At 24.6% G+C, this 13,947-nt stretch carries 13 protein-coding genes and 2 tRNA genes; 5 read left to right on the forward strand and 10 right to left on the reverse strand.

What is annotated here, in order from left to right:
* Positions 1–6: 6 nt before the first annotated feature.
* The 6 genes from truB to CKSOR_RS01990 all read right to left on the reverse strand — a co-directional run bounded on the left by truB (position 7) and on the right by CKSOR_RS01990 (position 7,492).
* Complete coding sequence (gene truB / locus CKSOR_RS01965) at positions 7–732, reverse strand: tRNA pseudouridine(55) synthase TruB (protein ID WP_108673917.1); 726 nt, start codon at positions 730–732, stop codon at positions 7–9.
* A 30-nt stretch (positions 733–762) separates the two neighbouring features.
* On the reverse strand, positions 763–1,131 hold the full coding sequence (rbfA, locus tag CKSOR_RS01970) for a 30S ribosome-binding factor RbfA (RefSeq protein WP_108673918.1): 369 nt from the start codon (positions 1,129–1,131) through the stop codon (positions 763–765).
* Positions 1,131–3,992, reverse strand: a complete 2,862-nt coding sequence (gene infB, locus CKSOR_RS01975; RefSeq protein ID WP_108674222.1) for a translation initiation factor IF-2 — start codon at positions 3,990–3,992, stop codon at positions 1,131–1,133. Before infB ends, rbfA begins: the two co-directional genes overlap by 1 nt.
* A 34-nt stretch (positions 3,993–4,026) precedes the next feature.
* Positions 4,027–5,502, reverse strand: coding sequence for a transcription termination factor NusA (gene nusA, locus CKSOR_RS01980; RefSeq protein ID WP_108673919.1), 1,476 nt, complete (start codon positions 5,500–5,502; stop codon positions 4,027–4,029).
* Positions 5,459–6,010 (reverse strand): ribosome maturation factor RimP, encoded by a 552-nt coding sequence (rimP, locus tag CKSOR_RS01985; protein ID WP_108673920.1) that lies wholly within the window; start codon positions 6,008–6,010, stop codon positions 5,459–5,461. The genes nusA and rimP overlap by 44 nt, the downstream gene beginning before the upstream one ends.
* A 207-nt stretch (positions 6,011–6,217) precedes the next feature.
* Positions 6,218–7,492, reverse strand: a complete 1,275-nt coding sequence (locus tag CKSOR_RS01990) for a pseudouridine synthase (protein WP_199919607.1) — start codon at positions 7,490–7,492, stop codon at positions 6,218–6,220.
* Positions 7,493–7,774: 282 nt separating this feature from the next.
* Here CKSOR_RS01990 and CKSOR_RS01995 point away from each other — a divergent pair.
* Both CKSOR_RS01995 and CKSOR_RS02000 read left to right on the forward strand, forming a co-directional pair.
* Positions 7,775–7,851, forward strand: a tRNA-Met gene (locus CKSOR_RS01995).
* Positions 7,852–7,922: 71 nt separating this feature from the next.
* Positions 7,923–7,998: transfer RNA gene (locus tag CKSOR_RS02000), tRNA-Thr, on the forward strand.
* Here the strand turns inward: CKSOR_RS02000 and ispH are convergent.
* The gene (gene ispH, locus CKSOR_RS02005) at positions 7,986–8,939 is read right to left on the reverse strand and encodes a 4-hydroxy-3-methylbut-2-enyl diphosphate reductase (RefSeq protein WP_234411218.1); all 954 of its coding nucleotides are present in this window, start codon (positions 8,937–8,939) and stop codon (positions 7,986–7,988) included. The genes CKSOR_RS02000 and ispH overlap by 13 nt on opposite strands.
* 162 nt (positions 8,940–9,101) lie before the next feature.
* On the opposite strand from ispH, the gene CKSOR_RS02010 reads away from it, so the two are divergent.
* Positions 9,102–9,362 carry a type B 50S ribosomal protein L31 gene (locus CKSOR_RS02010; protein ID WP_108673922.1) on the forward strand — a complete coding sequence of 87 codons (261 nt, stop codon included), beginning with the start codon at positions 9,102–9,104 and terminating at the stop codon, positions 9,360–9,362.
* A 183-nt stretch (positions 9,363–9,545) separates the two neighbouring features.
* Positions 9,546–10,946 carry an MATE family efflux transporter gene (locus CKSOR_RS02015; protein WP_108673923.1) on the forward strand — a complete coding sequence of 467 codons (1,401 nt, stop codon included), beginning with the start codon at positions 9,546–9,548 and terminating at the stop codon, positions 10,944–10,946.
* 14 nt (positions 10,947–10,960) lie between these two features.
* Here the strand turns inward: CKSOR_RS02015 and orn are convergent, their stop codons facing one another.
* On the reverse strand, positions 10,961–11,530 hold the full coding sequence (gene orn, locus CKSOR_RS02020; protein ID WP_108673924.1) for an oligoribonuclease: 570 nt from the start codon (positions 11,528–11,530) through the stop codon (positions 10,961–10,963).
* Between the two features lie 100 nt (positions 11,531–11,630).
* Here orn and rsgA point away from each other — a divergent pair, with 100 nt between their 5' ends.
* Entirely contained in the window at positions 11,631–12,497 is an 867-nt protein-coding gene (rsgA, locus tag CKSOR_RS02025; RefSeq protein WP_108673925.1) for a ribosome small subunit-dependent GTPase A, read from the forward strand.
* Positions 12,498–12,538: 41 nt separating this feature from the next.
* Here rsgA and rplS read toward each other — a convergent pair whose 3' ends face one another.
* Positions 12,539–12,904 carry a 50S ribosomal protein L19 gene (rplS, locus tag CKSOR_RS02030; protein WP_108673926.1) on the reverse strand — a complete coding sequence of 122 codons (366 nt, stop codon included), beginning with the start codon at positions 12,902–12,904 and terminating at the stop codon, positions 12,539–12,541.
* Between the two features lie 107 nt (positions 12,905–13,011).
* Positions 13,012–13,947, reverse strand: a complete 936-nt coding sequence (locus CKSOR_RS03640; protein WP_108673927.1) for an electron transfer flavoprotein subunit alpha/FixB family protein — start codon at positions 13,945–13,947, stop codon at positions 13,012–13,014.

A 13,947-nucleotide genomic window follows, 5' to 3' on the forward strand; every position in this document is an offset into this window, starting at 1 on the left:
TCCTCATTATTTATTTATAATTAAAATATCATCGATATTTCTCAAAAATTCTTTTGGATTTAAGGATTTTTTTAAAGTTTCTAAAGTTATAGCATCATTAACAGACAAATGATCTATATGAGTTCGACGTAATGCAAGCAAATGTGCAAAACAACCTAATTTTTGTCCAATATCCCTAGCTAATGCTCTGATATATGTCCCTTTACTACAAGTTATTTCTATTGTAATTTGATATTGCTGAATATTTAATATTAATATTTTATATATAAATATTTTTCTAGGAGTAATTTCAAAATTTATTCCCTTTCTTGCATATTTGTATAGCGGTATACCAGATTTCTTAATAGCAGAAAACATTGGTGGAATTTGTTCTATTTCTCCATGAAATGTACTAATAATATCTGTTATTAAATTTTCATTTAAAACAAAATTTTCCAAATCAATAAACTTTATTATTTTGCCTGTTAAATCACATGTATCTGTTTCAGAACCAAGCTGAATAGTTGCTATATATGTTTTATTTGAATTTAAAAAATATTTTGATATTTTTGTAGCTGCATCAAAACAGCAAATTAATAATCCTGTAGCAAACGGATCTAAAGTACCAGTATGCCCTGCTTTTTTAGCATTAACTATTTTTTTGACATATTGTAAAATATTATTACTAGATATATTTATGTTTTTATCTAGTAATAATATTTTATTTATTGGATTATAAAGACTATTAGACATTATCAAATATTAGCTAATATAAATAAAAAATTATTTATTAGCTTCTTTAATTAATTGAGAAATTTTCATGCCATATTCAATACTATTATCATATATAAATTCTATTGTGGGAATTGTATGAATATGGAAGTTTTTATATAAATACGAATGCATTATTCCTGATTTTTTATTGAGTATATTTAAAGTTTCCTCTACAGAATTACCACCAAATACTGTAAAAAAAATTTTTGCATAAGCGTAATCAACAGTTAAATTTACATCTGTAATAGTAATAAAACCATATTTATGAGGAATCTCTTTATTTATAAATAATGATAAATCTTTTTTTATTTGATTTGATATTCTTAAATTTCTATTAGAATTTAAAGAAAAATTTTTTTTATTAATAGATATTTTCATTATAAACTTCTTGCAAATTCTTTTATCTCAAAAACTTCTATTTTATCATTTATTTTAATATCAGGACATGCTTTTAAAGTAATACCACAATCAAATCCAGATTTTACCTCTTTAACATCATCTTTAAATCTGCGTAATGTCTCTATTTGTCCTGTCCAATGAACAATATTATCTCTAATAAGTCTTACTTTAGCATCTTTTTTAACAATTCCTTCTAATACCATACAACCAGCTATTTTACCAATTTTAGAAATGTTATATATTTCTCTAATCTCAGCTAATCCAATAATTTCTTCTTTTTTTTCTGGGCTTAACATACCAGACATAGCTGATTTTACATCATTTATTGCATCGTATATAATACTGTAATAGCGAATATCTATTCCATTAGCTTCTGCTATTTTTTTCGCATTAATTTCACTACGAACATTAAATGAAATAATAATTGCGTTAGATGCAATAGCTAAATTAACATCACTTTCAGATATTCCACCTACACCAGAATATATAATTTGTACCTTAATTTCTTCATTAGATAATTTTATCAATGATGAAGAAATAGCTTCTTGTGAGCCTTGAAAATCAGCTTTTACTATTATAGATAAAACTTTAAATTCATTGTTATTAACATCATCAAACATATTCTCTAATTTAGCTGCATTTTGTTTTGCAAATTTCACATCTCTAAATTTACCTTGTCGAAATAAAGCTATTTCACGCGCTTTACGTTCATCATTTAAAGATATTAATTCATCACCAGCAGAAGGTATACCAGTAAGCCCATGAATTTCAACTGGTATAGAAGGACCTGCAGTTTTTACTAATTTACCTTTATCATCTACCATAGATCTAATTTTACCAAAACTAGCTCCTGCAACAACAATATCTCCACTATTTAATGTTCCGCTTTGAATTAAAACAGTAGCTACTGGACCTCTTCCTCTATCTAATCTAGCTTCTATTATAGTGCCTTTAGCTTTTGCATTTATTGCAGATTTTAACTCTAACATTTCAGCTTGTAATAAAATACTATCAAGTAAATCATCAATACCTACACCTGTTTTAGATGATATTAACACAAATGGTACATCACCACCATATTCTTCAGGTATTAAATCTTCAGAAATTAATTCTTGTTTAACTTTGTCATAATTAGCTGTATTTTTATCTATTTTAGTAATAGCTACAATAATAGGAACATTAGCTGATTTTGCATGTTTAATAGATTCTTTAGTCTGTGGCATAACACCATCATCAGCAGCTACTACTAAAATTACTATATCAGTAATTTTAGTGCCTCTTGCTCTCATTGCTGTAAAAGCTTCATGCCCAGGGGTATCAAGAAAAGTTATAGATCCATTTTTTAAAATTACATTATATGCACCAATATGTTGAGTAATACCCCCAGCTTCTACACTAGCTATATTAGCTTTACGTATATAATCTAATAGGGAAGTTTTTCCATGATCAACGTGACCCATTATTGTTACTACAGGTGCTCTAGATTGTAAATGCAAATTTTTTGCTACAGGTTCATCTAAAAAAGCTTCAGGATCATCTAATTTAGCAGCAACAGATATATGTCCTAATTCTTCTACTACTATCATTGCTGTTTCTTGATCTAATACCTGATTTATAGTTACCATTTGACCTAATTTCATCAAACTTTTTATAACTTCAGCAGCTTTAATTGATATTTTATGAGCCAAATCTGAAACAGTAATAGTTTCAGGAATATGTATAGTGCGCTGTATAAATTCTTGTATAACTGGTTGTTGTATTACAGAAGATTTATTTAATATATTATTACGTAATTTACTAGATTTATTTATATTTTTTGTATTATTAATTTTCCATTTATTAGATTCATTTATTGTAGAAATGAATCCTTTATTTATTTTTTCTTGCTTTTTATAAGTTTCTTCATCTTTCCATCGTGATATGCCTTCACTAATTTTACCAATTTTTTTAGAAGAATTAGTTTTTATATCTTTTTTATTGGAAGAGAGTGAACGTTTTGCTATATGTTTTTCATTTATCAAGTCACTTTCTGGTACTTTTAAAACTTTTCTTGGACGATTTAACATAGCTCTCAAAGCAGCAGATTCATTTTCAACCTCTATTCTAGAATCACTAACAGAATTAGGATTTGCTTTATATATTTGAGATTCTTTTTTGGTATGTAATTTTGTATCAATTATAGTATCTTTTTTGTAAGAATTCTTTAATGAATTATCTATATTTTTTTTATTATTTGTATAAAATTTATCAGATTTATTAATATTTTTAGTTGATTTAGATTTTAAGTTCTCTTTAGAAGAATTGATTTCTGAATTCTCCATGATTTTTTTATTTTTTATCTTAGGTTTAGAGTTACCTTCATTATCTTTTACCATACTAGAAATTCCTTGTAAATCTTCTTTTTTGAAGTTTTCTGTATTCTTAACATTTGATGTTATTTTATCCATATTATTGAAGTTTAAATTTTCAAAATTATTAGAGTTATAATTTTTATTACAGTCAAAGTTTTCTTTATCTTTTAATTGATTATTTAAATTATTTTCATCTTTTTTTAGAAAAGTTCTTTTTTTCTTTACTTCAATTTGAATAGTTCTAGATCGACCCATTACATCAGATTGATGTATTTCAGATGTTTTTTTTCTAGTTAAAGTAATCTTATCTCTATTAAATTCAATACCTCTAGACTTTTGTAAATACAAAAGTAATTTTGATTTATCTTCTTCACTAATTTGACTATCTATAGAATTTACATATACACCAGCAGAACGTAATTGCTCTAAAAGTATATTAGCTGGCATCTTAAGATCTAAAGCAAATTGTTCTACTGTGTAAATAGACATTAAATTCCTTTTATAATTTATATTATATTTTATATTATTTTTCAAACCAAGGTGCTCTAGCGAGCATTATAATTCTGCTTGCTTCTTTTTCATTCAAGCCAGTAAAATTTACCAATTCATCAGTAGATAGCTCAGCTAAATCATTTCTAGTAAGTATATTTTTTTCTGATAGTTTTTTAATTAAATCAACTGTAATTCCTTCTATTTCAAGCAAATTACTAGTTTCTAATCTTTTTTCATTTGCTATTGCTTCAGTTAATAGAAAATTACGTGCTTTAGATCTTAAATTATCAACTATTTTTTTATCAAAAAATTTAATATCTAATAATTCTTGTATTGGCACATAAGCTATTTCTTCAATACTAGTAAATCCTTCATTTATCAAAATATCAGCGATATTTTCCTCTATATTTAAATCATCTATAAAAATATTTTTGATATTAATAATTTCATTATTTTGTCGATCTAAATTTTCTTCTTTAGTAACGATATTAATTTTCCATTTAGTTAACTCAGATGCAAGTTTAACATTTTGCCCTTTAGTACCAATAGCTTTTGGTAAATTATCAGAATCAACTACAACATCCATTGCATGATTTTCTTCATCAATAAAAATAGAGTCTACACTTGCTGGTGCTAATGCATTAATTACAAATTGAGCTGGATCTTCAGACCACAATACTATATCTATTTGCTCTCCACCTAATTCACTTCTAACTCCATTGACTCTAGAGCCTCTTATACCAACACATGTACCAATAGGATCTAATCTTTTATCATGATTTATAACAGCTATTTTTGCTCTTATACCTGGATCACGAGAAGCACCTTTGATTTCTAATAAACCCTGTTCTATTTCAGGAACTTCTATTTCAAATAACTTGATTATAAAATCAGGAGAAGTTCTTGATATAATTACTTGTTTACCTCGTGATATATTATTATCAATTTTTAAAAATACTGCTTTGACTCTATCAGAAATACGCAAATTTTCTTTAGGAATAATTTCAGATTTTGGTAATCTAACTTCAATTCTATGAGTTTCAACTATTACATCACCTTTATCAAACCTTTTAACAGTACCTGATATAATACCTTCTGATTTATCTAAAAAATCATTTAATAATTGTTCTTTTTCTGCTTCTCTAATACGTTGTAAAATAGCTTGTTTAGCAACTTGTGCACCAATACGACCAAATTCAATTGGTTCTAATTTTTCCTCTATATATTCTCCAACACAAATATCAGGATATAATTCAATCGCATCAGATAAAATTTCCTGTTTATCTGGTTCTTGTAAGCCAAATTCATCACATACTACTAACCAACGCCTGAATACTTCATATGAACCATTATTACGATCAATAGAAATTCTTATATCAATATCTTCTTTGAAATGTTTTTTCATTGCAAAAGATAGTGCATTTTCTAAAGCAATAAAAACTATTTCACGAGTAACATTTTTTTCACGTGCTAAAGCATCTACAAGTAGAAGAATCTCGCGACTCATCTTTTTTTCCCTTGAAATCAAGAATAGGAGCAAGTTTTGCCCGATCCACACAGTTAAATGTAAAGTTAATAATATTAGATTTTTCTTTTTTATTTTCAACTTCTAAACCAAATATAATATTATTTTGATAATTGCAATCAATACCTTCATTAATATCTTCTGGATTAGAGTTTATTAAGTATAGAATACCTAAATAATTTTTACATCCGTTTATAGGTTCATGAAATTTAATTTCAATACGATGACCAATAAATTTTAAAAAATCAGATTCTTTTTTTAAAGATCTATCTATACCTGGAGATGTTACTTCTAATCTATTATAATCAACTTTATATACTTCTAATACCCTCATTAAATCTCGAGTTACTAGTTCGCAATCGTTTATCTGTATACCACATGGTTTATCAATAATAACTCTGAGTAAACCGTTAGCTGATCTTTCTATATCAACTAACTCAATATCTGTATTGACTAATACATTATTAACCAATTTAAATAAATCAACCATGTTTACAATTAAATAAAAAAATAGAACAATTGATCTGAATAAATATACAGACCGAAATTTATAAATTATTACTAAATTTACTACTTATATTAATAAACTCAATAATATCAATATTATACTTTAATTATATTATTTTATCAGACAAACATTGATTTTGTCTCATGACTTTACAATAGAAAACAAATATTTATTTATTTGTTTTTGTTTTTACAAAAATTTTTTCATTTTTATTTTCTTATTATCAGGAATTTTATTTTTATTATGGCTTTTTTTTGAAAATTTGTAATTTTTAGAATCTTTTAATATTGGATATCCATTAGCATATGCATTGTTTTGTATAATACCAGTGCCATAAGGATCAGAAGGGCATACTATATTATTTCTAATTTTAAGTTCTGCTAAATGTTTATTTTTGTTATTTATATGATTTATTGAATTAATATTCAGATTTAATTTAGACATTAAAGCAATAATAGTATCTTCATCTAATGAAATCCATTTTCCTCTTTTTAAAGATCTAGGTAAAATAATATCACCAAACCTAGTTCTAATTAATCTACTAACAACTAATCCAATTTTCTCAAAAATCCTTCTTATTTCTCGATTACGACCTTCTTTAATGACAATTTGAAACCAGCGATTAGTACCTTCTCCACCTAAATAATTAATAGATTCTAGCTTTGCTAAACCATCTTCTAAATTAATGCCATTCAATAATAACTTTTCTTTTAAATGATCTATTTCGCCTAAAATCCTAATAGCATATTCTCTTTCAATACCGTATTTTGGGTGCATAAAACGATTAGATAATTCTCCAGAATCAGTAAATATTAATAATCCTTCTGTATTAATATCTAATCTTCCTATAGACAACCATTTACCTGTTGTTAATTTTGGTAAATGTGAAAATACATTTATTCTACCATTAGGATCATCATGAGTCACAATTTCCCCTGCTGGTTTATGATAAATAATCATTTTAGGAATTTTATTATAAAAATTATTGTTTATTAACTTACCATTGACTCTAACTTTATCATTTAATTTAATGCGTTGTCCTATATGTGCTGGTTCACCATTTACAGAAACTCTACCAGATATTATAAGATCTTCCATTTCTCTTCTAGACCCAATCCCAGAACTAGCTAAAACTTTATGTAATTTTTGACAAGTATTTTTTTCTGTATCTAAATGTTTTTCTAATTTATGTTTCATATGAAATAATGATGTTAAATGAGGCAATGTATTTGAGCAATCATTTTTTATATTTTTTTTGAAATTTAATGGTCTATATAAATCATATGGATTCATACTAAATTCTTCAGAATCAGATTTATATTCTATAACTTTAGGAATATTACGACGATGAAGTCTAAATGGAGTTCTTAAATTATGTATTTGAATAGTTTTTTTCACTATATTTTTATTTGATTCTGTTACTTTATTAGAATTTAATTTAATATTTTTGATGTTATCAACCATTATTTATATTATTTAATATCCTATTAAAAACAAGGATTTTTAGTTTTAATTTTTATGAATTATTTTATAACAACTCATGTTACGAATTTTTATAAAAATAATAATATTAATTTCGATGAATAATTTAAAGATTTGAAAATATATTATATATTAAATAAATAATATATAAAAATATTATAGATATAATCTATAACATATTATCTCATATAAAATCATTTGATCATAAATTAAAATAATTTTAATAGACATTTAATAAAAATTATTGTATTATACAAATATCGACGCGGGGTGGAGCAGTCTGGCAGCTCGTCGGGCTCATAACCCGAAGGTCGCAGGTTCAAATCCTGCCCCCGCAACCATGAATTTTCATCTATACTAAATATCTGTTATATCTTCTTTTATCTATTGTCTCTATAAATATTTCTCATATGCCGGCTTAGCTTAGTTGGTAGAGCAGCGCATTCGTAATGCGAAGATCAGAGGTTCAACTCCTCTAGTCGGCGCCAATATTAATTAGTTCAATAGGTAATTTGAATGACATATTTTCATCTTGTTTATTTATAGTACTAATTTTTTTAATACCTTTTTTACATAAAAAATCTAATAAATCATTTATTAAATTTTCCGGAGCAGAAGCACCAGCACTTATTCCTATTTTCTTTTTATCAATTAGCCATACTTCTTTAAAATCACTAAAATCATCTATAAGATAACTTTCTATTTTTGATTTTATTGCTATTTCATATAATCTATTAGAGTTAGAACTATTTTTACTTCCTAAAATAATAATTAAATCACAAAATTTAGTTAAAATTTTAATGGCATCTTGTCTATTTTGTGTAGCATAGCAAATATCACTTTTTTTAGGTTCTTCTATATTTGGATACCTAAATTTGATTTTATTAGATAGTTCATTAGTATCATCTATTGATAAGGTAGTTTGGGTTATTAAAGCTAAATTTTCATATTCGTTAAAATTTAATTTTTTTATATCTTCAAAAGATTCTACTAAAAAAATTCCATCTTTACACTGACCTAATGTTCCTTCAACTTCTGGATGTCCTTTATGTCCTATCATAATAATTTTTTTATTTTTTTTTCTCATATTTTCTACTTCAAGGTGCACTTTAGTAACTAAAGGACATGTTGCATCAAATATTTTTAAATTGCGAAATTTAGCTTCTTTTTTTATTTTTTTAGAAACACCATGAGCAGAAAAAATAATTATTGCTTCATTTGGCACTAGAGACAAATCTTCAATAAAAATCACACCTTTTGATTTAAAATAAGAAACTACATGCTTATTATGTACTATATCATGTTTTACATATATAGGAGGATTATATAATGTTAAAACTTTTTCTACTATATTTATGGCTCTTTCTACTCCAGCACAAAAACCTCTAGGATTAGCTAATATAATTTCAGTTTCAGATTGAATTTTCACTAAAAAAATCTACCTTATAAGAATTATAATTTAAATATATAATTATATACATTAAAAAACTTATATAACAAATATAATTACAACATGATAAAATTTTATATATTTATAAAATATCTATTTGTATAATAGCAAAATTAATTATTTACATTAACAGGTAAAATTATGAAAAAAAATATTCACCCAGATTATAGAGAAGTAGTATTTTTAGACACACAAACTGGTAAACAATTTATTACTAGATCAACAGTTCAAACAAAAGAAAAAATAGAAATAAATGGTTCTAGTTTACCTTTATTCAAATGTGATGTTACATCAGAATCACATCCATTTTATACTGGTGCACAAACTAAAATAGTAGAAACAGGTCGCGTAGAAAAATTTCGAGCTCGTTTTGCTAATTCTACAGGAAAACAAAAAAATTAATATATTTAATATAAATTATTAAAACTTGATTATACTCATGTTAATAAAAATAATATTTTAAATTTACTTTGTATTAAATTAATATTTATTAATACAAAGTAGTTAATTTTTGTATTATTATTTATTTGAAAATTAATTGTTAAGATTTTTAATATGCAATATTGATTAAGTATATATAATAATATGAAAATTTTTTTTACAGAAAAAACAAATATATTTTTTAAATCTATAAAAAATATATTGGAACAAGCATGGCCTATTTTAATTTCACAATGGGCTGGAATTTTATTTGGGTTTATAGATACTACTATGACAGGTCATATTAGTCCTGCAGATTTAGCATCTATGTCATTAGCTGTATCTATTAATGCTACTGTATTTGTAACTTTGATTGGTATAATGAATTCATTAATACCAATTTTATCTCAAAGTTTTGGAGCAAAAAAATATTCTGATATTGGCAAATATTGGGGGCAAGGAATATGGCTAGCTATATTGATTTCAGCATTGGGATCTTTAGTAATGACAAGAATAGATTTATGGTTATCTATTTCAGGTGAAATTAATGAGACGTTAAAATATAAAATTTGTGATTATTTAAAAGTTTTAGTTTTTGCTTTACCACCATTAATTATTTTTAGAGCGGTTTATATATTAAGCACTTCTATATCTAAGCCTAAATTAGTAATGATAATTAGCTTATTTTCTATCTTAATAAAATTTATTTTAAATATTATTTTTATTTATGGTTTATTAGGATTTAAATCTATGGGAGCTATAGGCGCTGGTTTATCTACAGTTATAGTATCATGGATGAGTTTAATCATGGGAATAGTAATAATAAAAAATGATGATTACTATAATAAGTTTAATTTACATATTGCCCTACCTAATTATAAGATCATTATAGAATTATTAAAAATTGGTATTCCTATAGGAGCAGCATATCTTACAGAAATACTAGTGTTCACTTTTATGGCATTACTAATTGCAAGAGAGGGTGATATTATTACTAGTGGTCATCAAATTATGATTAATTTATCTTCTATTTGCTATATGATGCCTATGGCTATTGCTGCAGCAACTTCAGCTGTTACTGGACAATCAATAGGAGCAAAAAAATATAAATATGCATTAATAAATGGATATTCAGGTCTATTACTTACTTTAATAGGATCTATATTTACAGCTATACTATTAATATGTTTTAAAAATTTTATAGTTAATATTTATACTAATGACTCTCAAATAATCAAAATAGCTATTTCTTTAATACCAATATTGCCAGTATTTCATATTATAGATTCATTACATTGCTTAGCTTCTTATTTATTAAGATCTTATAAAATAATAATAGTACCATTCATCATTCAAAGCATATGTTTAGGTTTTATAGGAGTACTAGGTGGATGGTGGTTTAGTTTTGGTCCAGGTTTAGAAAATTTTATACATATAAAAAATATTATATTACCAAACGCTCCATTAGGTGCTGGTTGTATGTGGATAATGTCACTTTTGAGCTTAACAATATCTTCTATAATACTTTATTTTTATTATTGGATTGCGGTTATAAAAAAAACTTGAAGAAACTATTTATATTAAAGAAATTTAAAAATCCTTTTTTTGTAAAATTTTAATTCTTCTATAGATTCATATATATCAGATAATGCGCTATGATTATTTTTTTTTTGAAAATTAATCAAATCATTTGGATACCATGCTTTTGCTATTTCTTTGATAGAGCTGACATCAATATTTCTATAATGAAAAAAAGATTCAAGAATTGGCATATATTTAGTCAAAAATTTTCTATCTTGACTTACTGTATTTCCACATAAAGGTGATTCTTTCATAGCAACAAAATTAGAAATAAAGTTTAGTAAATAAATTTCAGCTGTTTGCTCGTTCGTATTAGATTTTTTTACATGTTTTAATAACCCAGTTTTTGTATGAGTATTATAATTCCAATCATTCATAGTATCTAGAATACTATCCGGTTGATATATTACTATGCTTGGAGATTCGGCAATTATATTTAAATTGTAATCAGTAATTACAATAGCTATTTCTAGTATATAATCAATTTCTGGATTTAAACCAGTCATTTCCATATCTATCCAAACCCAATTAGAAGATTTAAAATTATTTTTATTTAAAAATTTATGCATAAATATTTATATATCAAAAATATGATAGTGAAAAATCATATTTTACACAAAAATATGAAAACTAGAATTAAAATATTTTGATAAATATTAGGAAATAAAAATGTACACAAAAAAAATAGGAACAATTGTATCATTAAATAAATCATCTTTTGTGATAGATATAGATAATAAATTAGAAACATATATTATTCCCAATAATATAAAACATTGTATTGTAGTAGGTGATATTGTTGTATTGAACAACTTCAATATTATAGAAAAAATTATTGATAGAAGGAATATAGTATATAGATCTTTATTTAGTAAATCTAAGTTTATCGCTGCTAATATAGATCAAATTTTGATTATTATTGCAGTCAAACCTAGTTTTTCTGTAAATTTATTACAAAGAATTTTAATAGAAGCTAGTAGATCATCTATTGAATCTACTATTATTTTAAATAAAATAGATTTAAAAGAGTCAAAACATTTAAATAAAATATTAGAAATGTTTTCTAATTTAAAGATAAATATTGTCAAAATATGTGCTCATGATACTATAAATACAAAATTACTACTATATAAAATATTAAAAAACAAAAAAAATCTTTTCTTAGGACAAAGTGGTATGGGTAAATCAACTATAATAAAAACTATTTATAATGATATTGATATTAAAACTAGGGAATTTTCTCAAAAATTAAATACAGGAAAACATACAACAAGTTTTATTAAATCTTATAAAATCTCTGAAATAAATGCTACTGTAATAGATGCTCCAGGATTTCAAACATTTGGGTTAAATCATGTTACAGAAAAAGAAATTTTGAAGGCATTTTATGAATTTGAACCATTTTTTCAAAACTGTAAATATTATAATTGTAAACATATATATGAAAAAGAATGTGGCATTAAGGAAGCAATCAAAAATAATATAATTTATGAATATAGGTATGAATTATATAAAAACATTATGATTAATAAATAATAGAAATATCAAATTTAATATTTCTATTATTTATTAATCAATTATTTTTTAATTAGTTTTTCTTTTATACGAGCAGATTTACCAAATCTTGATCTGAGATAGTATAATTTTGCTCTTCTGACATCGCCTTGTCTCTTTAGTTCAATACTAGCAATTTGTGGAGAATACATCTGAAATGTACGTTCTACTGATTCACCAGAAGATAGTTTGCGAACTATAAAAGAAGTATTTAGTCCACGATTTCGTATAGCTATTACTACACCTTCATATGCTTGAATACGCTTTCTTGTCCCTTCTACTACATTTAAATTTACAACTATAGTATCACCTGGATTAAATATAGCTAATTTTTTGTTTTTAGTTAATCTTTCTATTTCTTCTTTTTCTATTATAGATATAATATTCATATTGAGTCCATTATCATCAATTTTATATACTAGCATGTATATTTATTTATGTTTGTATTACACTAGCAGAGGATGAATTTTAAAATTCATAACAAGTACATAATATATCATATTTTTTCTATTATTAATGGAATAATCTCAAATAAATCGCCTATCATACCATAATCTGCTATTTTAAAAATATTAGCTTCTGGATCTTGATTAATAGCAATTATTATTTTAGATTGTTTCATCCCAACAATATGCTGAATAGCTCCTGATATACCAATTGCTATATATATATCAGGAGATACAGTTTTGCCAGTTTGTCCTATTTGAAGATTATTATCAGCATAACCAGCATCAACAGCTGCCTTAGAAGCCCCAGCTGCACCATTTAATTTTTTAGCTAATTTTTGAATTAAATTATTGAAATTTTCTGCACTACCAATACCATAACCTCCAGACACTATAATATTAGAGTTAGAAAAATTTTTTTCATTAGATACAATACTTTTATTTATTAAATTTTTATATGGATATGGTTCAAATTTATGATTTAGATACTCTAAAAATATATTATCATTATCGTAGTTAATGTGAGAACTAAAAGAACTAGTACAAATTGTTAAAATTTTTATAGGTTCATTAATTTCAACTTCAATTAAAAATTTTCCAGAATATATTTGTCTTAAAAAAATATTAGGTGATTTTATATCTATCACATTAGATATTGGTGATACATCTAATAATGCTGCTAATCTTGGTGCAATATCTTTTCCAAAAGATGTCGATGCAAATAAAATATACTCATATTTTTTATAAATATTTAATATTTCTTTAGTCATAGTTTCTGCTGAAATATAAAAATAATTATCATTTTCAATAATAATTATTTTAGAAACTGTATCTAATTTATGTATATTTAATATTAAATTTTTTAAATTTGATCCACATATCATTAAATGTATATCATTTTCAATTAATTTTGCAGCATTTATTGTAGAAATTGTTGAAGATTCTAGTTGATTGTTATTATATTCAGCAATGATTAACACTGTCAT

Origin of the sequence: Candidatus Kinetoplastibacterium sorsogonicusi (assembly GCF_003072465.1) — a bacterium.
GTDB lineage: Bacteria > Pseudomonadota > Gammaproteobacteria > Burkholderiales > Burkholderiaceae_B > Kinetoplastidibacterium > Kinetoplastidibacterium kentomonadis.